This window comes from Microbacterium sp. zg.B48 (assembly GCF_024623505.1).
Classification (GTDB): domain Bacteria; phylum Actinomycetota; class Actinomycetes; order Actinomycetales; family Microbacteriaceae; genus Microbacterium.
Genome location: NZ_JANJFE010000013.1, coordinates 191,546 through 213,551, shown reverse-complemented (window position 1 = coordinate 213,551; position 22,006 = coordinate 191,546). Strand labels below are relative to the sequence as shown.

At 69.9% G+C, this 22,006-nt stretch carries 23 protein-coding genes; 4 read left to right on the top strand and 19 right to left on the bottom strand.

The genetic code is table 11. The features are described 5' to 3' along the window. Positions 1–11: 11 nt before the first annotated feature. Positions 12–716 carry a GntR family transcriptional regulator gene (locus NQ152_RS11040; RefSeq protein WP_257523991.1) on the bottom strand — a complete coding sequence of 235 codons (705 nt, stop codon included), beginning with the start codon at positions 714–716 and terminating at the stop codon, positions 12–14. Further along, positions 695–2,245, bottom strand: coding sequence for a fumarylacetoacetate hydrolase family protein (locus tag NQ152_RS11035; protein WP_257523990.1), 1,551 nt, complete (start codon positions 2,243–2,245; stop codon positions 695–697). Before NQ152_RS11035 ends, NQ152_RS11040 begins: the two co-directional genes overlap by 22 nt. A 113-nt stretch (positions 2,246–2,358) precedes the next feature. Between NQ152_RS11035 and NQ152_RS11030 the strand changes: the two genes are divergently transcribed. Together NQ152_RS11030 and NQ152_RS11025 are read left to right on the top strand one after the other, a co-directional pair. Further along, positions 2,359–3,738 (top strand): MFS transporter, encoded by a 1,380-nt coding sequence (locus tag NQ152_RS11030; RefSeq protein WP_257523989.1) that lies wholly within the window; start codon positions 2,359–2,361, stop codon positions 3,736–3,738. A 72-nt stretch (positions 3,739–3,810) separates the two neighbouring features. After that, positions 3,811–3,957: a hypothetical protein gene (locus NQ152_RS11025; protein WP_257523988.1), complete on the top strand. Its 147-nt coding sequence runs from the start codon at positions 3,811–3,813 to the stop codon at positions 3,955–3,957. A gap of 77 nt (positions 3,958–4,034) precedes the next feature. On the opposite strand, the gene dctP is transcribed toward NQ152_RS11025, so the two are convergent. The 12 genes from dctP to NQ152_RS10965 form a co-directional block, all read right to left on the bottom strand. Further along, positions 4,035–5,249, bottom strand: a complete 1,215-nt coding sequence (dctP, locus tag NQ152_RS11020; protein ID WP_257503123.1) for a TRAP transporter substrate-binding protein DctP — start codon at positions 5,247–5,249, stop codon at positions 4,035–4,037. A 93-nt stretch (positions 5,250–5,342) separates the two neighbouring features. Beyond that, positions 5,343–6,890 (bottom strand): TRAP transporter large permease, encoded by a 1,548-nt coding sequence (locus NQ152_RS11015; RefSeq protein ID WP_257503122.1) that lies wholly within the window; start codon positions 6,888–6,890, stop codon positions 5,343–5,345. Continuing rightward, positions 6,887–7,555 (bottom strand): TRAP transporter small permease, encoded by a 669-nt coding sequence (locus NQ152_RS11010; protein WP_257503121.1) that lies wholly within the window; start codon positions 7,553–7,555, stop codon positions 6,887–6,889. The genes NQ152_RS11015 and NQ152_RS11010 overlap by 4 nt, the downstream gene beginning before the upstream one ends. A gap of 100 nt (positions 7,556–7,655) precedes the next feature. Further along, complete coding sequence (locus NQ152_RS11005) at positions 7,656–8,408, bottom strand: alpha/beta fold hydrolase (protein ID WP_257523987.1); 753 nt, start codon at positions 8,406–8,408, stop codon at positions 7,656–7,658. After that, complete coding sequence (locus tag NQ152_RS11000; RefSeq protein WP_257503119.1) at positions 8,408–8,740, bottom strand: biotin/lipoyl-containing protein; 333 nt, start codon at positions 8,738–8,740, stop codon at positions 8,408–8,410. Before NQ152_RS11000 ends, NQ152_RS11005 begins: the two co-directional genes overlap by 1 nt. Then, positions 8,733–9,758 (bottom strand): alpha-ketoacid dehydrogenase subunit beta, encoded by a 1,026-nt coding sequence (locus NQ152_RS10995; protein WP_257523986.1) that lies wholly within the window; start codon positions 9,756–9,758, stop codon positions 8,733–8,735. The genes NQ152_RS11000 and NQ152_RS10995 overlap by 8 nt, the downstream gene beginning before the upstream one ends. Continuing rightward, entirely contained in the window at positions 9,755–10,753 is a 999-nt protein-coding gene (locus tag NQ152_RS10990) for a thiamine pyrophosphate-dependent enzyme (protein ID WP_257503117.1), read from the bottom strand. The genes NQ152_RS10995 and NQ152_RS10990 overlap by 4 nt, the downstream gene beginning before the upstream one ends. A 136-nt stretch (positions 10,754–10,889) precedes the next feature. Continuing rightward, positions 10,890–11,753 carry an NAD(P)-dependent oxidoreductase gene (locus tag NQ152_RS10985; RefSeq protein WP_257523985.1) on the bottom strand — a complete coding sequence of 288 codons (864 nt, stop codon included), beginning with the start codon at positions 11,751–11,753 and terminating at the stop codon, positions 10,890–10,892. Next, positions 11,753–13,468 carry a dihydroxy-acid dehydratase gene (locus NQ152_RS10980; protein ID WP_257523984.1) on the bottom strand — a complete coding sequence of 572 codons (1,716 nt, stop codon included), beginning with the start codon at positions 13,466–13,468 and terminating at the stop codon, positions 11,753–11,755. The genes NQ152_RS10985 and NQ152_RS10980 overlap by 1 nt, the downstream gene beginning before the upstream one ends. Before the next feature lie 43 nt (positions 13,469–13,511). Next, positions 13,512–14,267, bottom strand: coding sequence for an SDR family oxidoreductase (locus tag NQ152_RS10975; RefSeq protein WP_257523983.1), 756 nt, complete (start codon positions 14,265–14,267; stop codon positions 13,512–13,514). A gap of 13 nt (positions 14,268–14,280) precedes the next feature. Further along, complete coding sequence (locus NQ152_RS10970) at positions 14,281–15,684, bottom strand: FAD-binding oxidoreductase (RefSeq protein ID WP_257523982.1); 1,404 nt, start codon at positions 15,682–15,684, stop codon at positions 14,281–14,283. Next, positions 15,681–15,818, bottom strand: a complete 138-nt coding sequence (locus tag NQ152_RS10965) for a hypothetical protein (protein WP_257503112.1) — start codon at positions 15,816–15,818, stop codon at positions 15,681–15,683. The genes NQ152_RS10970 and NQ152_RS10965 overlap by 4 nt, the downstream gene beginning before the upstream one ends. A gap of 205 nt (positions 15,819–16,023) precedes the next feature. Between NQ152_RS10965 and NQ152_RS10960 the strand changes: the two genes are divergently transcribed. Both NQ152_RS10960 and NQ152_RS10955 read left to right on the top strand, forming a co-directional pair. Then, positions 16,024–16,914: an NAD(P)-dependent oxidoreductase gene (locus NQ152_RS10960; protein WP_257523981.1), complete on the top strand. Its 891-nt coding sequence runs from the start codon at positions 16,024–16,026 to the stop codon at positions 16,912–16,914. Between the two features lie 45 nt (positions 16,915–16,959). After that, a complete protein-coding gene (locus NQ152_RS10955) occupies positions 16,960–17,421 on the top strand; it encodes a DUF3237 domain-containing protein (RefSeq protein WP_257503110.1) in 462 nt (153 codons plus the stop codon). Positions 17,422–17,460: 39 nt separating this feature from the next. Here the strand turns inward: NQ152_RS10955 and NQ152_RS10950 are convergent, their stop codons facing one another. From NQ152_RS10950 to NQ152_RS10930, 5 genes are read right to left on the bottom strand one after another with little or no spacing between them, the layout of a single operon-like run. Beyond that, positions 17,461–18,726, bottom strand: a complete 1,266-nt coding sequence (locus tag NQ152_RS10950) for an alpha-hydroxy acid oxidase (protein WP_257523980.1) — start codon at positions 18,724–18,726, stop codon at positions 17,461–17,463. Continuing rightward, positions 18,723–19,640: a 2-dehydropantoate 2-reductase gene (locus tag NQ152_RS10945; protein WP_257523979.1), complete on the bottom strand. Its 918-nt coding sequence runs from the start codon at positions 19,638–19,640 to the stop codon at positions 18,723–18,725. Before NQ152_RS10945 ends, NQ152_RS10950 begins: the two co-directional genes overlap by 4 nt. A 36-nt stretch (positions 19,641–19,676) precedes the next feature. Beyond that, entirely contained in the window at positions 19,677–20,630 is a 954-nt protein-coding gene (locus NQ152_RS10940) for a VOC family protein (protein WP_257523978.1), read from the bottom strand. A gap of 10 nt (positions 20,631–20,640) precedes the next feature. After that, positions 20,641–21,090 (bottom strand): nuclear transport factor 2 family protein, encoded by a 450-nt coding sequence (locus tag NQ152_RS10935; protein WP_257523977.1) that lies wholly within the window; start codon positions 21,088–21,090, stop codon positions 20,641–20,643. Next, positions 21,087–22,004, bottom strand: a complete 918-nt coding sequence (locus NQ152_RS10930) for a fumarylacetoacetate hydrolase family protein (protein ID WP_257503105.1) — start codon at positions 22,002–22,004, stop codon at positions 21,087–21,089. The genes NQ152_RS10935 and NQ152_RS10930 overlap by 4 nt, the downstream gene beginning before the upstream one ends. Positions 22,005–22,006: the final 2 nt, after the last annotated feature.

Sequence of the window (22,006 nt, the reverse complement as noted above, 5' to 3'; positions counted from 1 at the left end):
TCGCAGTGGTCTCAGAAAGCGGGGAGGCCGAGGGCCTCATCGGGATGTTCGTGGATCAGGTACGCGTCGAGGGTGGCGGAGCGGTGACGCCGAGCCACCATCTCGATGTCGCCCAGCGGGGCGTCGGACTCGATGAGCTGCAGGATCTTCTCGTGCTCGCGCACCGACTCGGCGGCCCGGCCGGGCACGAAGCTGAACGTGGAATCGCGCAGGTGCCCGAGCCGAGCCCATTCCGCGTTGACCAGCTCGAGGATCCTCGGGTTCGCGCACTGCGCGAACAGGATGGAGTGGAACTCCTGGTTCAGCGCCGTGAACGATCGCGGGTCGAAGTGGTCCAGCACCTCGACCATGAGTTCGTTGACCGCGCGGGCGCGGCTGATCTCGTCGGCGGTCAGGCTGCGCGCCGCCAGCGCGGTGGCGGTGCCCTCCAGAATGCTCAGCGCCTGCATGCTGTAGCGATACGCGGTGTCATCGACCATCGACACGTGCGCGCCGACGTTGCGCTCGAACGTGACCAGCCCCTCCGCCTCCAGTTGGCGGATCGCCTCGCGGACGGGCACGACGCTCATGCCGAGTTCGCCCGCGATCGAGCCCAGCACGAGCCGGTACCCCGGGGTGAAGTCCTGGTTCGCGATGCGGCCCTTGATCCAGTGGTACGCCCGCTGGGACTTGCTCTGGTCGCTCGGTGCCACCGTCATGATCTCGTCTGACGCCATGCGTCGTACCTCCCTCGCCACTCGGGGTTCATCGGGAACAGGCCGTCCACCGGATGCCCGGCCGCGACCTGGTCGGCCACCCACGCGTCTTCGTCCTCCTGGGCGAGCGCGGCATCGGCGATTTCTGCGGCGATCTCGGGCGGCAGGACGATCACACCGTCCGTGTCGCCGACCAGGATGTCGCCGGGCTGCACCGTGGTGCCACCGCACGCGATGGTCACGTCGTAGTCCCACGGCACGTGCTTGCGCCCGAGCACGGCCGGGTGCGCGCCGGAGCTGAACACCGGGATGCCGATCGCCGCGACCGCGTCGAAGTCGCGGATGCCGCCGTCGGTGACGATGCCCGCGGCGCCGCGAGCCTTCGCGCGCAGCGCCAGGATGTCGCCGAGGGTGCCCGATCCGGTCTCGCCGCGCGCTTCGATCACGATGATCTCGCCTTCGTCGACCGCGTCGAACACGCGCTTCTGCGCGTTGTACCCGCCCCCGTGCGAGACGAACAGGTCTTCGCGTCCCGGCACGAACCGCAGGGTCTTGGCGGTGCCGACGATCTTGGTGCCGGGGTGTATCGGGCGGACCCCGTCGATCGTGACGTTGTTCAGGCCGCGCTTGCGCAGCTGACCGGACAAGCCCGCCACCGGCACGCGCAGCAGCTTCTCGCGCAGCTCGGGCGACAGCGGCGCGCGCGCTGCAGGGACGGCGGCGGAGTCCCCGCCCGCGGGCGCGGGCGGTGCGAACTCCGCCGTCTCGTCCGCGTCGGGCAGCCCGGCCGCCGCACGGGATCCCCACGCCTCGGCGCGCTGCGTGTCATCCACTGCGGGGAGCGAGCCCAGCGTCTGGTCGAAGGGGATCGCGCCCTGCGTGACCGCCGTGACCAGCCGGCCCGAGGTCAGACCGGTGGCAGGGGCGTCCACCTCGACCTCGACCACGTCGCCGGGAACGACGACCGATGAGCCGGCCGGCGTCCCGGTGAGGATCACGTCGCCGGTCTCGAGGGTGAAGTGCTGGGACAGGTCGGCGACCAGCTGCGCGAGCGGGAACAGCAGGCCCGCGGTGGTGTCCTCCTGCGCCAGCACGCCGTTGACCCACGTCCGCAGCCGCAGCGCGGCAGGGTCGACGGCGCGGGCATCGATCAGGACCGGTCCGATCGGGGTGTAGCCGTCACCGCCCTTGGAGCGCACGTTCGATCCCTTGTCGTTCGCGCGCAGGTCGTACAGGCCGAAGTCGTCCGCGGCGGTCACCGCGTCGACGTGGTTCCAGGCGTCTGCCAGGGGCACCCGGCGGGCCGGAGCGCCGATCACCAGGGCGATCTCCCCCTCGAATGCCAGCAGCTCGGTGCCGGCGGGGCGCTCGATGGTGTCACCGGATGCCGCGACCGAACTGGACGGCTTGAAGAAGTACGAGGGTGCCGCAGGGCGGCGGCCGCGCTGGTCGGCGCGTGAGGCATAGCTGAGGTGGATCGCGATGATCTTCCCCGGGCGATCCGGCAACGGCCCGAAGCGGCCGGTGCCGGCATCCGTCGAATTGCTCATGAGCTCCCTCGCCCTTGCGTTGTATCTGAAATCGTATATTATCTGGAGGAGCCCGGCAAGCGCCACCCCCGCCTTGCCGAACGTACAGGGCTGGAATTGACATTGGAGTCACAATGAGCGCAGCATCGTCGCCCGGGTTCACCCCCACCGGCACCATCGCCAGCACCGTCGACCGGCGGCGCGTCGTCTTCGCGACCGTCGTGGGCACCACGGTGGAGTGGTACGACTTCTTCATCTACGCCACGGCCGTCGGGCTGGTCTTCGGACAGCTGTTCTTCGCGCCGCTCGGCGCCAACAGCGCGATCATCGCCTTCGCCACCGTGGGTGTGAGCTTCCTGTTCCGCCCGCTCGGCGCCTTCCTCGCCGGTCATTTCGGCGACAAGTACGGTCGCAAGGTCGTGCTGATGTGGACGCTCATCCTGATGGGTGCCGCCACCGCCCTGATCGGCGTCCTGCCCACCTACGAGGCCATCGGCGTCGCCGCGCCGATCCTGCTGGTCCTGCTGCGCATCCTGCAGGGGATCTCCGCCGGCGGCGAATGGGGCGGCGCCGTGCTGATGGCCGTGGAGCACGCTCCCAAGCAGCGCCGCGGGCTGTTCGGCGCATCGCCGCAGATCGGCGTGCCGCTCGGGCTGCTGCTCGCGTCCGGTGTGATGGCGCTGATGACGATCATCGCCCCGGGCGACGCGTTCCTGCAGTGGGGGTGGCGCATCCCGTTCCTGCTGAGCGTCGTGCTCATCCTCGTCGGATACTACGTGCGTCGCCGTGTCGAAGAGAGCCCGGTGTTCACCGAGCTCGCCGAGCGCAAAGAGAAGGCGCGGATGCCGATCGTGCAGCTCTTCCGAAAGCACACGCTCCTGGTCGTCATCGCCGCGCTCGTCTTCGCGGGCAACAACGCGGTGGGCTACATGACCACGGGCGGCTACATCCAGGGCTATGCCACCAACCCCGACGGTCCGATCGGGCTCGAGCGCGGTCCGGTGCTGTGGGCGGTCACCGGCTCTGCGGTGACCTGGCTGCTGTCGACCTTCTTCGCCGGATGGGTCTCGGACCGCATCGGCCGGCGGACCACCTACCTCATCGGCTGGATCCTGCAGGGGATCGGTGTGTTCACCCTGTTCCCGCTGGTGAACACCGGCAACGTCGGCCTGCTGTTCCTGGGCCTTGCCATCCTCACGATCGGGCTGGGCTTCACGTACGGCCCGCAGGCGGCGCTGTACGCGGAGCTGTTCCCCGCATCCATCCGCTTCTCGGGCGTATCGATCTCTTACGCGATCGGGGCCATCCTCGGCGGGGCATTCGCCCCGACCATCGCGCAGGCGCTGGTGCAGGCGACCGGCTCGACGATGGCCGTCACCTGGTACCTCGCCGGGATGACGGTGATCGGGCTGCTCGCGACGCTGCTGCTGCGCGACCGTTCCGGCATCCCGCTCGGCCCCGATCACGAGGACCAGCAGTCCGTGAGCCCGATCTACGGGCTCGCGAAGGCCTGACCGGGACCGGCCCGCGACACTCACCGGCGTCGCGCCGTATGCTCGGATCGCGGATCCCGGTCGCATCCGGCGGTGCGAACCGGAAGGGGTGAGGTGGACGAGGATCCCGGCAGGCGGCGTGGACGATTCGCCGGGCACCCGCTGTGGTGGTGGACGACCGCCGCCCTGACCGCCGTCGCGGTCGTCGGGGCCGTCGTCCTGCTGAGCCTTCCGGTCTGACGCGCGGTCCACGAGTCCGGGGCGGACGACAGGAGGCCGCCACCCGTGCGGATGGCGGCCTCCTGCGGGAACGTCCGCTAGCCGTTGAAGCTCTCGATGCACGAGGTCACCGGGTCGACGGACAGCGCCGGGTCGTCGTACTCGGCCTCGTACTTCTTGATCAGCGCCTTGTAGTCGTCCAGGACACCCTCCGCGTTGCTGAGCCCCGCAGCGGTCGCGTTGCGGACCCAGAGCTCGTCGTTGGTGTAGGTCTGGCCGTCCACCAGCGCTCCGAGCTCCTTGAAGTCGGCGACGGCGTCCTCGTCCCACGCGGTCAGGCTCTGCACGTTCGGGATGCTCGAGATCATCTCGCACTGCTCATCGGTGCCGACGAAGTGCGTTCCGTCCGCGCTGTCGTAGCCGTTCTTCCAGACCTCGATCTCGGCGCCGGAGTTCAGCTCGTCGGCGACCTCTTCGAGCGTCGCCTTGATGTCGTCCGGGAACTCGTCGTAGTAGTCCTTCGCCCAGTACATCGCGAACTCGGAGTACACGCCCAGCCCCGGGTCGACCCAGTACTTCAGCACCTCGCCGAGCTTCCAGGCCACGACGAAGTCCATCGCGCCCGCCGCCGCGCTGACCAGACCTGTCGAGAACGAGTTGTACGCTTCGTCGGCGGTCACCTGCGTGGGAATGACGCCGGCGGCGGCGAGGTTCGGAGCCGCGATGGTGCCGGCGGTGCGCATCGTGAGTCCCTTCAGATCGTCCGGACCTTCCAGCGGCACATTCGATCCGACCAGCAGGTTGCCCACCGACCACGTCGAGACCGAGTACAGGTTCTTGGCATCCAGGAACGCCTTCACGTCCTCGTTCGTCGCGGTCAGCTCCGCCATCGCCGCGGTGATCGCGGCCGAGTTCGTCGGACCGAAGGTGATCTCCGGGAGCGAGTTGGTCACGAAGATGGACGGCTGGTAGTTGGGCACTGTGACCAGCAGCTGGGCGCTGCCGTCCTCGAGGCAGGCGTACTGGTCGGCCTGCGCGCAGATCTCGTTCGCGGTGGTGCGGTTGAACGTGATCGCACCGTCGGTGCGTTCCTCGACCTGGTCCATGTACCACTCCTGCCCGGGTCGCAGAACCGACTGATCGGCGGCGACGGAGGTGATGGTGACCTCCCATTGACCCTCCGAATAGCCGCCGCCGGTCTCCTCCCCGGAGCCGCCCGACGGCGTGCCGCTGCTGCAGCCCGCGAGAACGGCCGCCGCCGTCACTGCGACCGCGACGCCGGTCAGCAGTCGTCGTTGATTTGGTGAAAACATCGGTGTTCTCCTTGGTGTGTTGTGTAGGTGTGATCGGGACGGTGAGCCGGTATCAGCTCCTTGGAGCGCTCGTGGCGCGACGTGCGGGCGCGGTCATGGTGCAGGGATCGTGGGGATCTCGGCCGGTATGCCGTTGAGTGCCGCATTCACGGCGTCGGATACGAATGAGGGCAGCCACAGGCTCAGCTCCGGCCACAGGTAGAGGATCACCAGGACGACGAGATCGACCACGATGAACGGCAGGATGCCGACGAAGACGGTGCCGCTGCGGACTCTGGCCACCCCCGCGGCGACGAACGAGTTGATCCCGACGGGCGGCATGACCATGCCGATCTCCATCAGCTTGATGATGAGGATGCCCAGCCAGATGCTCATCAGAAGCTCGGCAGCGGCCTGCGTGGGCGCGTTGGGGAAGAAGCTCGTCGCCAGAGCCATGCCGATCGGATGGATGATCGGAACGCTCAGCAGCAGCAGCGACATCTCCTCCAGGAACATCCCGAGCGGGATGAGGCAGATCAGGAGGATGGCCATCAGGATGTGCGGGTCCAGGTCCCACTCGCCGACGGCCTGCTTGATCCCGTTGGTGACGCCCGCGTGGACGAAGAACCGCGAGAAGATCACCGACCCGAAGATGATGAAGAAGACCATCGACGTGGTCGCGGCGGTATCCAGCAGGGAATCGCGGATCTGGATGCTCAAGCCCTTCGGCCCGAGCTTGCGCCGTTCGATGATGAGGATGATCACCGACACGACCGCACCGAACGCGGCCGACTCGGTCGGTGTGAACAGGCCGGAGAAGATGCCGCCGATGATCACGGTCGCCAGCACCACCACGTAGACGACGCCGCGCCACGGGAGGTTGCGCCAGTTCTTCGTCTTCGCGCTCAGCCCGATGCTCATCGTGAGCGTTCCGGTGTCCGTGCGTCGGGTGTTGCCCTCGACGGCGGCCCGTGCCCTGGTCTCCTGCTGCAGCGATTCGAAGGAGGCGATGAAGTTGAGATCCTCGGGCTTGCGGAGCTTCTCCACGCCGACCCGGCGAGACCCGATCGCCATGATGTAGACCACGTAGCCCAGGAAGGAGATGGCGACCGGGATGAGACCGGCCACCAGCATGGGGGCCACGGAGGTGTTCGTGATCACCGCGTAGATGACGATGAAGGTGCTCGGGGGGATGAGGATGCCCACCGTCCCGGCGACCGCCACCATGCCGGTGGCCAGCCCGGCGGGATAGCCGTGTCGGCGCATCTCGGGGACCGCGAGCTTCGACATGGTCGCGACCTTCGCGATCGACGATCCGGACACCGCCGAGAACCCGGCCGCGGCGATCACCGTCGCCACGCCGAGGCCGCCCGGCAGGTTGCGGGTGAAGTAGGCGGCGATCTCGAGGGCGTACTCCGCGATCCGCGCCCGGACGGCGAACAGGCCGACCAGCATGAACATCGGGATGATCGTCAGCGTGAAGCTGTAGGAGTTCTGGAACGTCTCGTTGACCATCACCGAGACCGCCACGGTGGGCGTCTTGACCATCATCAGGCCGAGCGCCCCGGAGATTCCGAGTGCGAAGCCGATGGGCACCCGGATCGCCAAGAGCAGGAACATCAAGGCGAGGGTGATCCAGATCGCCAAAGTCGAGTCGATCATCGGCGCTCGTCCCCTTCCGCTTCAGGTGACCGGGCGCCGTCGAACGAGAGCTCGTGCTCGGCGAGACTCGCTGCTCGCAGCGCCTCTCGGTCGGTGAGCACACCCGGGGCGCTCACCGGCGCGTCATCGAACTGCATGACATCGTCGTAGGGCCGTCGACCTCGGAGCGCCCGCAGCAGGTTCAGGAGCACGACCAGCAGGAACGGCACCAGCGCGGCCGCGAACACCCAGCGCCAAGGCCACAGGGGAGTCAGACCGACGCCGTTGATGACCGTCTCGGGCACCGGCCAGGTCCGCCCGATGGCCCGCTCCACGGATGCCCACAGCAGCCACACGAGGTAGCCGCTGGCCAGCGCCCAGATCACGATGTCGAGGATGTGGTTCGCCTTCGGGCCGAGTCGCTCCGTGACGACCTGGACGGAGACCTGCTCGCCGCGGACCGTCGTCCATGCCATCCCCGCGAAGGTGGCCGTCACCAGCAGACCGCTGACCGTGTTCGTCACGTCGAACGGCTGACCGAACCACCTGGCGACCACCGACGAGACGAACGCGGCGACGATTCCCAGCGTCGCGAGCGTCGCGATGATGGCCGATACCGCAGCGGTCCACACCACCACGTTCTCCACGACGGGGATGGGGTCGTCCTTCAGTCCTGGTGCACTCATCGTCGAGCCCTCCTAGTCGCTCGGTGTCGACCCGAAGCTTCAAGGAGCATGACGCTACCGCACCGGCGCAGCGGTCGCGACGGATTCCTCGGGACACGAATCAACGTTTCAGCCACGCCGTCGCGGCCTCCTTGAACCGGCGGGACGAGACGGCGCTGGTGTGCGAGCGGGCCGGCAGCGAGACGTACTCCGCGCCGATGGCGCGGGCGAGCGCATCGCCGCCGGCGGCGATCGTGTCGCGTTCGCCGTTGACGATGCACGTCGGCGTGGCGGGTGCCGCTCCGTGCCGGAGCGGCGGCAGCGCGTCCGCGCGGATGCCTTCGACGACGTCCATCAGGCGGGACAGATCGTTGCCGGGGACCAGCGCGGCCATCCGCATCAGCGCCGCGGTCGGCGGGTGGGTGATCGCCGTGCCCCGGAAAGTGGCGGTTCGCGCGGCATCCAGGTCGAAATCGGTCAAGGGCGAATCGGATGCGAAGCCGCCGAGCACGAGGGGCCCGATCCGCCGCGGGTGGGCGATGGCGAGGTCCCAGCCGAGCCGTGCCCCGAACGAGTAGCCGAGGTATCCGACCCGATCCAGGTGCAGTGCCTCCAGCACGGCGACGAGGTCGGCGAGGAAGAGCTCGTGGCGGTAGTGCTCCGCGCCCGGCGGCCGACCGCTGTTGCCGTGACCGCGCAGATCGACGACGATCCCGCGCAGTCCGGCCTCGTGCAGGGCGGTGTCCCACCCGGTTCGTCGCCAATTCTGTGCACCATTCGACGCGAATCCATGCACCAGAAGAACAGGCCGGCCGTCCGCGGAGCCCACGTCATCCCACGAGATGGGCACCCCGCCGGACTGGACCGTCGGCATCAGTCCTCGTCATCGGGTGGACGCAGCGCCACCCGCCGGACCGGTGTCTCGTCCGCGGCCGGGATCGTGCCCACGATGCCGGCCGTCTCGTCGGCGACCTCGAAGGTGATGAGGGGGTCGCCGACCCGAACAGACTCGCCCTCCTGCGAGCCCAGTCGCGCGACCACACCCGAGACGGGTGAGGGGAGTTCGACCGCGGATTTGGTGGTCTCCACCTCGACCAGCACGTCGTTGCGCTCGACCAGGTCCCCGACCCGCACATGCCACTCCAGGATGACAGCATCCTCGAGCCCCTCACCGAGGTCGGGCAGGGGGAAGGACAGTTCAGCCACGGCGGTACTCCAGCACTCGTTGCATCCCGAGCAGGATGCGATGGACACTCGGAATCTGCTCGTCCTCGAGGGCGCCGGAGGGGGTCGGGACGTCGTAACCGGTCACGCGCTGCACCGGCGCGCGAAGCCTGTCGAAGAGCCGCTCGGTGATCCGCGCCGAGACCTCGGCTCCGAGGCCCGCGGTCCGCGCCGCTTCGTGTACGACCACCGCGCGCCGGGTGCGGCCGACCGACTCGGCGATCGTGGCGGTGTCGATGGGGGAGAGCCACCGCAGGTCGACCACTTCGGTCTCGACGCCGTCCTCGGCCGCGATGTCGGCCGCGCGCAGTGCCCGATCGACCATCGCCCCCCAGCTCAGGATGCTCAGGTGCGTGCCCGGACGGACGATCCTCGCCCCCCGGACGCCCCCGGATCTCGCCAGGTCCACCTCGCTCTTCTGCCAGTAGCGCGACTTCGGCTCGAGGAAGATCACCGGGTCGGGATCCTGGATCGACGCGCGCAGCAGGTGATAGGCGTCGTGCGCGTTCGAGGGGCTGACCACCTTCAGGCCGGCCACGTGCGCCCAGAAGGCCTCCGTGCTCTCCCCGTGCAGCTCCGGAGCGCGGATGCCGCCGTAGCTGGGAACGCGCAGGGTGATCGGCATCGGAAGCCGGCCGCGACTGCGATACCGGTATCGCGCGACCTGGGAGACGATCTGGTCGAACGCGGGGTATGCGAATCCGTCGAACTGGACCTCCGGAACAGGGCGGAATCCAGCGATCGCCAGGCCGACGGCGGTGCCCAGAATCGCCGACTCCGCCAGCGGCGTGTCGAAGACCCGTACCGGTCCGAATCGCGCCTGCAATCCGTCGGTGACGCGGAAGACTCCACCCAGAACGCCCACATCCTCGCCGAAGACGAGCATCCGGGGGTCGGCTTCCAGCTCGTCGGCCAGAGCGCGATTCAGCGCCTGCTGCACGGAGAGGGTCTGCGTGGTCCTGCTCGTCCCGTCCGAGTCGGCACGCATCGTGGCGGTCATGCGCGAGCGTCCTGGGCCCAGGCGTCGCGCTGCTCGACCAGGTCGTCGGTGAGCTCCGCGTACACGTTCTCGAACAGCGTCTCGCCCCCACGGGGTGGAAGGGTGGTCAGGTAGCTGCGGATGCCCTCCAGCCAGACGGCGGCTTCGGAGTCCACCTCGGCGACGAACGACTCGTCGATGATGTCCCGCTCCAGCGCGCTGCGCCGGTAGCGGATGACCGGGTCCTCACCGGCGTCCCGGCGTTCGTCCTCGAGGGTGCGGTACCGCCCGGGATCATCCGATGTCGCGTGCGGTCCGCGTCGGTAGATGCGGGATTCGATCAGCGTCGGCCCCTCACCGCGTCGCGCGCGCTCCACCGCGTCCATCACCGCGGCGCGGACCGCCAGCAGGTCGTTGCCGTCGATGGCCACGCCCGGGAAGCCGTACCCGGCGGCGCGGGCCGCGATGGAGCCCCCGGCCACCTGCTCGGCCAGCGGCACCGAAATCGCCCACTGGTTGTTGCTGACCAGGAACACCACGGGAAGCTTCCACACCCCCGCGAAATTCATCGCCTCGTGCGTGTCGCCCTGGCTGGTGCCGCCGTCGCCGATGCAGGCGAGGGCGACTCCGTCGCGCCCGTCGATCTTCTGCCCGAGCGCCCAACCGACCGCGTGCGGTCCGTTCGAGCCGACGACGGACTGGATGGGGGTGAAGCGCGACGCGACGGGATCGAAGGATCCGCCGTTCCAGTCGCCGTTGTGGTTTCCGAGGTAGCCGAGGATGTCGACCCCCATCGCGAGGGCGAGCCCCAGTTCCCGGTACATCGGAAAGACGAAGTCCCGGGTTCGATCCAGCGCTGCGGCAGCTCCGACCTGCGTCGCTTCGTGGCCGATCGACGGCGGGAAGCCGGGAATGATCCCCTGCCGATGCCAGCGGACGAGCTCGACGTCCAGTGCACGGGCGCGTATCACGCAGGTGTACAGCTCGCGTTCTTGCTCGCGGGTCGGTTCAGGCACGGCGGCACCTCATTCTGTGGACGATAAGCCGATCGAAGGACCGATATCTGTCGCACCGGAGAGCCGGATTCCGTGCCTCTTTTTCAGGCACAGGCGGCGCCGATGCCGCCTGACAACGGTCAGCATAGCGTGCGGTTCAGTCCGGTGCGCCGGGGATCCACCTCGTCAGCGCCGACGGGTGCTGGGCGAACTCGCTCTCGGACGCGGTGGTGAACACCTCCCGCGTGTAGGGGAACAGGCCGGAGCGGAAGTCCACGCTCTCCAGGAGCTCGGCGATGTTGCGCTGCACCTCGACCAGGCCGCCGAGCGGCATCCCGCCCGCCTCGTAGTCGTGCGCGAGCGCCTTGGTCAGGCCCTGCCGCAGTGTGGCGCCGTCGGCGAGACCGCCGTACAGGATGGCCTGTGCGGATGCCGGATCCAGCCCCAGTCGTTCGATGAGCCAGGCGGTCTCGGCAGCGGCGACGAAGTTGATCGAGACGAGGAAGTTGTTGATGAGCTTCAGGGCGAGCCCGCGACCGGGGCCGCCGAGATGGGCCACGCGCTGCGTGTAGGCCTCGGCGATCGGGCGCAGCTGGTCGACGCCCGCGGCTTCGCCGCCAACCGCGCAGACCAGGGTGCCCGCCTCGGCGCCCATCGGCCCACCCGAGACGGGCGCGTCCAGGTAGTACGCGCCGCGCTCCGCGAATGCCGCGGCGACCCGCTCGGCCAGCAGCGGTGAATACGTGCCGTGATCGGCGAAGAGCTGTCCCGGTCGCGCGTGGCGGAGCAGCCCGGCGAGATAAACCTCCTCGATGGCCGTGCCGTCCAGCAGACACCCGAGGACCACATCCTGGTCGGCCACGTCTGCGAGCTCGTCAGCACGCGTGGCCCCCGCCCCGAGCAGCGGCTCCAGCGCCGCCGGGGAGCGCCCCCAGATCTTCACGTCATGGCCGGCGGAGAGCAGATTGCGCACGATCGGCGCACCCATCGCTCCGACACCGGTGAAGCCGATCCTCGTCATCACCGGGCCTCCCGCTCGCGGAGATCCTCGTCCACGAGGAAGTCGAAGTCGCAGCCCTCGTCGGGCTGGAGCGCATGCTCGGCGTACAAACGGCCCCAGCCACGCCGCGGCGGTGCGATGCCCACCGTCACCGGCCGGCGCGCGGCCAGTTCGCCGGGCGGCACCAGCAGGTCCAGCCGGCCGGCGTGCGTGTCCAGTTCGATCTCATCGCCATCGCGCACGTACGCCAACGGGCCGCCGACCGCGGCTTCGGGAGAGACGTGCAGGACGACGCTGCCGCTGGAGGTGCCGCTCATCCGGGCGTCCGTCACGCGCAGCATGTCGGCGACGCCGAGCCGGACGAGTTTGGCGGGGATGGGCACGTGCCCCACCTCCGGCATGCCGGGGCCGCCCTGGACGCCCACGCCGCGGAGCACGAGCACGGAGTCCGCGTCCACGTCCAGGTCTTCGCGGTCGATCTTGGACCACATGTCCGCGACACCGTCGAACACGATCGCCCTTCCGCGGTGGCGACGTTTGCCGGTAGCGGCGCCGGCCAGCTTCATGACAGCGCCGTTCGGCGCGAGTGACCCGCGCAACACGCATATTCCGCCGTCCGGAGTGAGGGGTTCAGCCGGATCGGCGATCGGGCCGTCGCCGATCCGGGGCGCGACCCCGTCGAACACGTCACCCCAGCTGCGCCCGTCCGCGGTGAGCTCCTGCTCGTGCAGCAGGTGGCGTATGCCCGCAGCGACAGCCGGGACCCCGCCCGCGGCGTCCAGGTCGCTGAGCAGCGCGCGTCCGTTCGGCTTGACGTCCGTGATGAAGGGCGTCGAGCTGGACCATTCCCGGAGCCGTTCCTGTCCGATCCGCAGGCCTGCCCGACCGGCGATCGCTTCGAGGTGGATGAGCGCGTTCGTCGAGCCGCCGAGGGCGCAGGTCACCCGCACCGCGTTCTCGAGGGACGCCATGGTGATCCGCGCGCGAGGTGCGATGCCCCCCGAGACGACCTGCACGATCAGCCGGCCGCTGGCCTCGGCGATCGACTGACGCTCGGGTGCCGCGGCGGGCGCGAGGGCGGAACCGGGCAGTGCGAAGCCGAGCAGCTCGCCGATCGCGGCCATGGTCGTCGCGGTGCCCATGACGTTGCAGGTGCCGGGACCGGCGTGGATGACGCCCTCGAATTCCGCCCAGTCCGCGTCGCTGATCTCGCCCACCCGACGTCGGTCGATGATGTCCCATTGCGCCTCGACGGTCGTCGGTGCGCCCTTCCAGCAGGCGACCGGTCGTGGCCCGCCCGTGACCAGCACCGCCGGCGTGCCCGCGCTGATCGCGCCCATCAGCACCGCCGGAACCGTCTTGTCGCACCCGCCCAGAAGCACGACGCCGTCGATCGGCGACGCCAGGATCGTCTCTTCGACATCGATCGCGAGGAGGTTGCGCAGGTACATCGAGGAGGGCCGGCTGAACGGCTCGCTCACCGAGATCGTCGGGAATTCCAGTGCTAGCCCCCCGGCGGCCTCGACGCCGCGCTTGACAGCGGCGGCGAGCTCCCGGAAACCCGAATTGCACGGATTCAGCTCGCTCCAGCTCGTGCAGATCCCGATGATGGGATGCCGGCGCACCTGCTCGGCGCTGTACCCCTCGGCGCGCAGGAACGCGCGATGCACCATGCCGTCCGCGCCCGGATCCCCGAAGATCCGCCCATCGAGCCGATGTATGTGTTCCTGGGACATCCTTGTTCCCTTCGCGCCGCCGGCAGAGCCCCGCTCCGTCGGATCAGGCTCCTTTGGAATCGCCGTCGATGGACAATGCCTGGCCGCTGATCGACCGCCCCGCATCGGAGGTCAGGAATGCGATCAGGCCCGCGATCTCGTCTGCGGTGACGAAACGCTTCAGGGACTGGTTCGCCAGCGCGGCATCCCGCTCCTGCGCGAGCGACCGCCCGCTGCGCTCGGCCCGTCCGGCCAGCACCTGCTGCATGCGCTCGCCGGCGACCGCACCGGGGAGCACGGCGTTGACCGTGACATCGAACTCACCCAGCTCCAGTGCGAGCGTCTTGGCGAAACCGATCAGGCCCCACTTGCTCGTCGCGTACGCGAGCCGCTGCGGGTACCCGACCCGCCCGGCCAGCGATGACATCACCACGATCGCGCCGCAGCGGGATTCGATGAGGGCGGGCACGGCGGCCTGGGTGACCCAGAACGTGCCGTCCAGATTCACCTGCATGACGCGACGCCAGTCGGATTCGGAGATGTCCTGGATCGGCGCCGTGGGACCGCCGATGCCGACGTTGTCGACCAGGACGTCCAGTCCTCCCATCTCCGCGACCGCTTCTGCCACGAACGCGCGCGCCGCCGTGCGGTCCGCGATGTCGCACCGCCGCATGGTCACGCCGGGAAGGTCGCGGTCGGCGGCTTCGCCGACATCGCACCCCCAGACGATGTCCCCTCGACGCACGAGTGCGTCCACGACGGAACGGCCGATGCCGCTTCCGGCACCGGTCACGATCGCGCGCCGCGGCGTTTCCTGCATGAGATCTCCCACGTTATAGTCCGCGACCCGGGGTCAGAATCGCCCGGGGATCCAGGGCGGCTTTGATCCTGCGCTGCGTGTCCAATGCGACCGGGTCCAGCTGCCAGGTCATCTCCTCATACTTCACCGATCCGACACCGTGCTCTCCGGTCACCACGCCCCCCACCGACAGGGCCAGCCGGGTGATCGCGTGCACCACCGCCTTCGCGGCGGCGTATCCGTCCGGGGTGTCCTCCGCCTCGACCGTCGGGTGGAGGTTTCCGTCGCCCGCATGCGCGACGGTCGCGATTGCGCGGTCATGGCGGCGCGCGATCTCCTGGATGCCGGCGAGGACCGCGGCCAACGCTCCCAGGGGGATCGCGACGTCGCATCCCATCCGCAGCCCGTGCGCGGTCAGGGCGGGATGGGCGAGCCGCCGTGCGTCGAGGAGCTCGTCGCCCTCTGCGATCGAGGCGTCCGTCGCTCCCTCACTCAGGCACAGCGCCACCATGCTCTCGGCGGCCGCGCGGGCGGACGGGCCGACGGTCTGCCCCACCAGGAGGGCGGAGACGCCGTCGGTGCGCAGGTCGCCCGCGCGGTACGCCTCGATCATCCGGACGCTGCTCGCGTCCAGCAGTTCCAGCACCTCGGGCACCAGCGGCCCGCGGGAGATCGCGCCGACGGCGTCGGCGGCTGCGGTGAGCGTGGCGAAGGACGCGCGGAACGAACAGGACGTGCCCCGCGGCACGGGGGCGAGGAAGACGGTGGCCTCGGTGATCACGCCGAGCGTTCCCTCCGAGCCGACGAACAGGCTCGTCAGATCCAGCCCGGTGACGTTCTTGCGGGTGCGGGAACCCGTCCGCAGCACTCTGCCGTCGGCGAGCACGACCTGCAGAGCAGCGACCGACTCGCGGGTGACCCCGTGGGCCAGCGCACGCAGCCCCCCGGCGTTGGTGGCGATGTTCCCCCCCACGGTGCAGTGCCGGGAGCTGGCCGGATCGGGGGCGAAGAACAGTCCGTGGGCGCGAGCCGCCGCGTCGAGGTCGGCGGTGATCACTCCCGGTTCGACGACGGCGATACGGTCGACCGGATCGATGGAGAGGATGCGGTTCATCGCCGCGGTCGACACGACGATCCCGCCCGGGTAGGCGACGGCGCCGCCGGCCGTTCCCGTCCCGCTCCCGCGGACGGACACGGGCACCCGCGCGTGATGCGCCCAGCGCAGTGTGGTCACGATGTCGGCGGTGTCGGCCGCCTCCACCACGGCCGCCGCCGGTCCTTCGGGCCGCGCGACCGACGCGTCCCGGGCGTACGGCGCGATCTGGTCCGGGTGCAGCAGGAGACGGCCGTGCAGCATCCGCCCCAGTTCGGCGCGCACGCGGGTGCGCCGGTCCGAGAGGTCGTCGGGAATCGGCGGCCCGTCCACACCGGATGTCATCGGTGCGGCGGCGTCTCGGTCTCGTAGTCCAGGACGAGGGTGCCCTGAGTCGCCCGGTAGTAGCGCTCGAACGCACCCGTATCGGCGGGGTGCGGGTACAGGACGACCAGCTTGTGCATCTCGGGCCTTTCCACAGGTGACATCTCCATGGTGGCCCGGCCGGACCGGAAAGCCGCGGACCCGCGGGCCGGCCTGCGCAGGGGAGGCACAGCTGTGCGCCGATGGACAAGTCCGGAGCGGGACCGGTGGCACACACTGAGCGGAGGAGGTCGGTGCCTGCGCGGCGGTGTCGCGCCGTCGCGGCCCGCAGCACGCACGAATCGGGAGTACGCAGCGATGGTGGATGACAAGACTCTTCAGGTGGGCTTCGTGGGTCTCGGGATGATGGGCACACCCATGTCACGCAATCTCGCGCGCGCCGGGGTCGGCCTCCGCGTCTACGACGCGGACGCCGACCGCACCCGGACCGTGGCATCCGAGCTCGGCGTCGCCGGGGTCGTGGACCCGGCGGAGCTGGCCGCGTGCGACGTGATCGTCACCATGCTGCCCACCAGCGCGATCGTGCGGTCCGTGTTCCTGAACGGCGACGGTGCACTGCGGATCCCGCTGCGCCAGGGGACCGTGGTGGTCGACATGAGCTCATCCGACCCCACCGAGACCGTGGCGACCGGGCGTGCGCTTGCCGCCTTCGGTGTCCGCCTGGTCGATGCCCCGGTCTCCGGAGGTGTGCCTCGGGCGGCCGACGGGACGTTGGCGATCATGATGGGCGCCGACGACGAGGATGCCGCGGCCCTGGCCGAACGGGTGGTGGAGCCGATGAGCCGGTCTGTGTACCGCACCGGCGGGCTGGGCACGGGCGACGCGATGAAGGCGCTGAACAACTTCGTGGCCGGCGCCGCGTTCGCCGCCACGTCGGAGGCTCTGATCGCGGGACGGCAGTTCGGCCTGGACCCGCAGCTGATGATCGACATCCTCAACGATTCGACGGGCCAGAGCTTCTCATCGACGCACGTCTTCGGGCCGCACGTCGTCGCTGAGAAGTACGCCAGCGGCTTCTCCCTGCCCCTGATCACGAAGGACATCCGCATCGCGCGCGACCTGCAGCGCGGCATGGGGCGCGATGCGCCGGTGTGCGAGGCGGTAGCGTCGAGCTTCGAGGACGCGCTGGACGCCCTCGGGGGCGTGGACCACACCGCGGCACACCGCTTCTGGAGCGGCGAGACGCGCTGACCCTGCGCGTTCGCACCCTCGGACGCACGCAGATCGGAGGGGACGATGGATGCACCGACGCCCGGACTGGAACCGGCATTCGACGTGGACGCGACATTGGGTCCGCTGCAGGATCACGGCATGACCCGTGCCGGGCACCGCCGGGTCATCCCGATCGCCGGCGGTACCGTGCGCGGACTCTTCGACGCCGAGATACTTCCTGGCGGCGCCGACTGGCAGGTCGTGCGGCCGGACGGATCCGTCGACATCGACACCCGCTACACCGCCCGGACTCCGCAGGGCGAGTTCGTGCATCTGCGCACGTCGGGGGTGCGCAGCGGCGACCCGGCCGTCCTGGAGGCGCTCCTGCGGGGGGATGCCGTCGACCCGAGTCGCTACTACTTCCGGGTGGCGGTGTACCTGGAGACCTCGGCGCCGCGCCTGCTCCATCTGCAGAGCGCGATCTTCGTCGCCTCGGCGATCCGCGCAGCCGATGCGGTCCGGTACCGCGCCTACCGCGTCACGTAGCGCGTGCGGGCGGAGAGCGCCAGGTCAGCGCACGCTCCGTCATCCTGAGCTGCGCACTGCGAATCGACTCTGATGCCCCTCCGCGGGAGTGCGGAGACGGGAATCCACCCGGGCCATCCCGCCGGTCACCTCACCCGTCGAGGCGGCACCCAGCAACGCGAGGGTCCGGCGCAGCCCGGACTCGAGGATCCTCAGCGCCTGGTCGACGCCCGCTTCGCCGCCGGCGGCCAGTCCGTACAGATACGCCCGGCCGATCAGGGCGGCATCCGCGCCGAGGGCGAGCGCTGCGGCGACGTGCGCGCCGGAACGGATGCCGCCGTCCACCGCGACGAACATGTCCGGTCCGACGGCCGCACGGATCGCCGGCAGCGCTTCAGCCGGTGCGATCGCGCCTTCCAGCTGACGCCCGCCGTGGTTGGAGACCACCAGTCCGTCCATCCCGTGCTCGCGCAGCGCCACGGCGTCGGCGGGGGACAGCACCCCCTTCACCACGATGGGGCCCTCCCACAGGCTCCGCAGCCATTCCAGGTCGCGGAAGGTCACGGCCGGATCCAGCAGCGCGTTGGTCTGGGCGACGAAATCCCCGCGCGGTCCACCGCCGGTCGCGAAGCCGATCGGCTCCGAGGTGAGGACCCGCCATACCCAGCGCGGGTGGCGCGCGAACCCGATCGCGGTGCGCAGGGGCACGCTCGGCGGGAACTGCAATCCGGCGCGGACGTCCCGCAGCCGCTCTCCCGCGACCGGCACATCGACGGTGAGCATGAGCACCCGGAAGCCCGCCCGGCGGGCCCGCTCGATGATCGTCCGTGCGGCGTCCCGGTCGCGCCAGAGGTACAGCTGGAACCAGCGGTCCAGCGCGGGCGCCGCCTGCGCGAACGCCTCGGGCGAGGTCGAGGCCATGGTGGACAGCGCCGCCGGGATGCCGTGGGCCGCGGCGACCCGCGCGACCGCCGCCTCGCCTTCCGGGTGGAACACGCGAGTCAGACCGATGGGTCCGAGGATGACGGGTGCGGCGGCGGGACGTCCGAGCATGTCCGTCGTGGTGTCCACGACGCTGACGTCGCGGAGGACGCGCGAGACCAGTCGCACCCGGTCGAAGGCGTCGCGGTTGCGAACGGAGGCGACCTCGTTGCCGGCGGCGCCGTCCAGATAGTCGAAGACCGGTCCGGGCAGCCGCCGGCGCGCCCGCTCGCGCAGGTCGGCGATGTCCGCCGCCGATCGGACGGACCGGCGCGGGGGACCCTCGCCCAGCCGCACCATCCGCGCCGCTTCGCGGATCGACGGCACCGCACGGTGTGGGCTCATCGCCGCCCTCCCGCGGCCATGCGCAGCGCATCGGTGAAGGACTCCAGCACGGGCACGGGCAGCTTCGCACGCCGGGCTCGTTCCAGCACGGCGCCGGGGATGGACTCGATCTCGGCGGGACGGCCCGCGATGACGTCCTGCAGCATGGAGGCGCGGTGGTCTGCGTGCGCGACGAGTGCATGATCGATCGCTGCGTGGATCCTCGCACCGTCGGCGGAGACGCCCTGCGCGTGGGCCACGGCGAGCACCTCGTCCACGAGGCGGGTGATCACTCGGCGGCCGGGCGGGTTGTCCATCCCGGCGTTGCTCAGGCCGGTCAGGGCGGCCGGTACGTTCAGGGCGGTGTTGAACGCCAGCTTCTCCCAGATCGCCGCGTCGATGTCGGCGGGGAGCCGGACATCGAAGCCGGCGGATGCCAGGACCTCGGCGACCTCCCCGGCCCACGCCTCCCCGCCGGCGGCGAACGCGCCCACGTCGAGATGGCCCTTCCCGAGCGAGCGGACACCTGTCGTGCCCTCGGCATCCGCAGGCAGGGAAGCCACCCCCTTGATGATCCGATCGGCGGGAAAGGCCTCGGCGATGATCTCCGGGTTGCCCAGCCCGTTCTGCAGAGTGAGCACGCCGGCGCCCGCGCCTGCCATGCCGGCGATCGATGCCACGGCGGAGCGGGTGTGCATGCCCTTGGTGAAGATGACGTACAGCTGCGCGGTGCCGCTCAGCTCGTGGGCAGGCGAGACCCGCACGGCGACCTCGCGCACTCCGGCGTCGTCTTCGAGGCGGACGCCTCGGTCGCCCAGATCGCGCAGCAGTCCGGCATCCACATCGACGAGCGTCACATCGATCCCCGCCTCGGCCAGCCGCGCGGCGAACAGGCGGCCCATCGCCCCGGCGCCCAGGATCGCGACGGACCTCACGCCGTCACCTGCGATGGGCTGTGCGCGCCGCCGGCGTCACTGTGCGACATCGGGCGTGCCGTAGATGTGGAACTCCGGCGGGATGGGCGCGCCCCACCCCGGCTTCGTGGCCCACTCCTCGGCCGTCCACACGTAGGGCTCACGGTCGGGGGCGAAGACGAGATACCCCCCGTTGGCGACCTCGATGCGGTTGCCCCCGGGCTCGCGCGTATAGAGGTAGAAACCCTGGATGGCGGTGTGCCGGGACGGGCCGGCCTCGATGTAGATGCGGGCGTCGGCGAAGATCTCCGCGGCGCGCAGCACCTCCTCGCGGGTGTCGACCAGGTAGGCGAAGTGATGGAGCCTCCCGGAGCCGCTGGTGCGCTCCTGCGTGTAGATCAGCTCGTGACCCTGGATCGTGGCGCTCATCCAGGCGCCCGCCTCCGCCCCGTCGGGCAGTTCGATGATCTCGAAGGTTCGCAGACCGAAGCCCCGCTCCCAGAACTCGCGGTTGGCGCGGACGTCCCGGGCCAGCAGATTGAGATGGTCGACATGCCGCACGTTCGCGCCGCGGCCGACGTACGCCTGGAAGTTCACCGGGATCACCGGACGTTTGCCCTCGGGCGCGTCGTAGCCTTCGGTGTCGAAGTACAGCCGGAATGCGTGGCCGTCCGGATCGCGGAACTCGTACTCGCGTCCTGCGTTCAGATCCTGGTCGACCCACGCGCCCGGGTGGCCGTTCGCCTCGAGCCAGGCGACGCGGCGGTCCAGCGCCGCCGCGCTCGCCGTCCGCCACGAGGCGTATTCCAGGCCGGCGTGCTCGGCGGGTGTGATCTTCAGACTCCACCGTTCATAGTCGCCGAACGAGCGCAGGTAGTGCGACCCGTTGTGGTGGGCCACCTCGTCCATGCCCAGCAGATCGACGAAGTACGCCAGTGTCTCGTCGGGTTTCGGTGTCAGCAGCGCATGGTGGCCGAGATGGGCGAGTTCGTGACGGGATGAATCGGACACGCGGGCTCCTTCAGGACGGGCTCGAAGCCGGCGCGCCGGGCGCCAGCGCGGGGTCGCGGAACACCGGGGTGATGATGCGCTCCGCAATCCGCCACCCCTGCGCAGTCCGGCGGTAGAGGTCGGCGAAATCCGCGACCATGAACAGGGCGACCCCGGGACCGGGCGGGTCGTCGTTGCTGGCGAAGGTGTGCCAGCTGGAGCGGCCGCGCACCTGGTCATCCGCCACGGATTCCAGCAGGAGGTTGCCCAGTCCGTGGCGCGTCATGCGGGTGGCCGTCCTGGCGCGGAACGAGGCGATGGTGGACTCCACGTCGTGGAATTCCCTGCCGACGCTGACGTAGTGCACGTCCGGGGTCAGGATGCTGCGCAGCGCCTCGAAATCGTGCAGATCCAGCGCCCACGCGAAGCGCGCGTTCAGATCCCCGATCGCGCCCCTCGCCTCCGCGCTGAGCGCCGTCATCGCTTGAGGACCGGGTTGGACAGGGTGCCGATCCCCTCGATCGACACCTCGATGAGTCCGCCCAGACGCGCCAGATCCACGTTCTGCACCGCGCCGCCGCGGGCGGACCGCTTCAGCGCCGTCCCCATCGCGATCACGTCGCCGACCTCCAGCGTCAGGTACTGCGAGGCGAAGGAGATCACCTCGGACACGCTGAACCGCAGATTCGCCGTGTTGTCGTCGGTGACGAGCGTGCCCTCGTGCGAGCAGGTGATCCGGAGCGCGTGCGGATCCGGGATCTCATCGCGCGTCGTGACCCACGGTCCGAGCGGACCGAAGGTATCGGACCCCTTGTAGCGGGCGGGATAACTCACCCAGCTGTCCACATAACGGATGCCGTCGGGGCTGTCCGGGTCGGGATGGATCGCCCGGTAGTGGAAGGTGTCCGCGTCCCGCATGGTCGGCGAGGTCAGGTCGTTGATGATCGTGTAGCCGAAGACGTGCGTCAGGGCGTCCCCCGCTGCGATGTCCGTCCCGCCTCGCCCGATGATCACCGCCAGCTCGGGTTCGGGATGCACCCGCCCGTAGGCGTCCTTGATCACGATGGGGCGGTTGTGCCCCACCAGCGAGGACGACGGCTTGACGAACATCGCCGGGGTGGACGGGCCGCGCATGATCCGGTCCGGGTTGGCGCTGTTGTTGAGGGCGACGCACAGCACCTTTCCCGGTCGCCGCACCGGGGGCAGCCACGTCAGGGATGCCGCCGACCGGCGCTCACCGGATTCCAACGCCGCCGCCGCGCCGGCCCGCCACTCCGATTCCGGTGCCCCCAGCATCGTGTCCAGGTCTGGATACGGCATCGCCACCGCCTCGTCCGGCGCGGATTGCACGACGACTGCTGATCCCTCGCCGTCCTCGATCGTCCCGAATCTCATCG

Excerpts from the sequence above, each read along its gene's own strand:
- NQ152_RS10995 (WP_257523986.1), bottom strand. The coding sequence starts at position 9,758 with ATGACCGCCACGATGCGTGCCGACTCGGACGGGACGAGCAGGACCACG.
- NQ152_RS10970 (WP_257523982.1), bottom strand. The coding sequence starts at position 15,684 with ATGACATCCGGTGTGGACGGGCCGCCGATTCCCGACGACCTCTCGGAC.
- NQ152_RS10955 (WP_257503110.1), top strand. The coding sequence starts at position 16,960 with ATGGATGCACCGACGCCCGGACTGGAACCGGCATTCGACGTGGACGCG.
- NQ152_RS11035 (WP_257523990.1), bottom strand. The coding sequence starts at position 2,245 with ATGAGCAATTCGACGGATGCCGGCACCGGCCGCTTCGGGCCGTTGCCG.
- NQ152_RS10950 (WP_257523980.1), bottom strand. The coding sequence starts at position 18,726 with ATGAGCCCACACCGTGCGGTGCCGTCGATCCGCGAAGCGGCGCGGATG.
- NQ152_RS10930 (WP_257503105.1), bottom strand. The coding sequence starts at position 22,004 with ATGAGATTCGGGACGATCGAGGACGGCGAGGGATCAGCAGTCGTCGTG.
- NQ152_RS11005 (WP_257523987.1), bottom strand. The coding sequence starts at position 8,408 with ATGCCGACGGTCCAGTCCGGCGGGGTGCCCATCTCGTGGGATGACGTG.
- NQ152_RS10975 (WP_257523983.1), bottom strand. The coding sequence starts at position 14,267 with ATGCAGGAAACGCCGCGGCGCGCGATCGTGACCGGTGCCGGAAGCGGC.
- NQ152_RS11010 (WP_257503121.1), bottom strand. The coding sequence starts at position 7,555 with ATGAGTGCACCAGGACTGAAGGACGACCCCATCCCCGTCGTGGAGAAC.
- NQ152_RS10935 (WP_257523977.1), bottom strand. The coding sequence starts at position 21,090 with ATGACGGCGCTCAGCGCGGAGGCGAGGGGCGCGATCGGGGATCTGAAC.
- NQ152_RS10985 (WP_257523985.1), bottom strand. The coding sequence starts at position 11,753 with ATGACGAGGATCGGCTTCACCGGTGTCGGAGCGATGGGTGCGCCGATC.
- dctP (WP_257503123.1), bottom strand. The coding sequence starts at position 5,249 with ATGTTTTCACCAAATCAACGACGACTGCTGACCGGCGTCGCGGTCGCA.
- NQ152_RS11015 (WP_257503122.1), bottom strand. The coding sequence starts at position 6,890 with ATGATCGACTCGACTTTGGCGATCTGGATCACCCTCGCCTTGATGTTC.
- NQ152_RS10980 (WP_257523984.1), bottom strand. The coding sequence starts at position 13,468 with ATGTCCCAGGAACACATACATCGGCTCGATGGGCGGATCTTCGGGGAT.
- NQ152_RS11040 (WP_257523991.1), bottom strand. The coding sequence starts at position 716 with ATGGCGTCAGACGAGATCATGACGGTGGCACCGAGCGACCAGAGCAAG.
- NQ152_RS11030 (WP_257523989.1), top strand. The coding sequence starts at position 2,359 with ATGAGCGCAGCATCGTCGCCCGGGTTCACCCCCACCGGCACCATCGCC.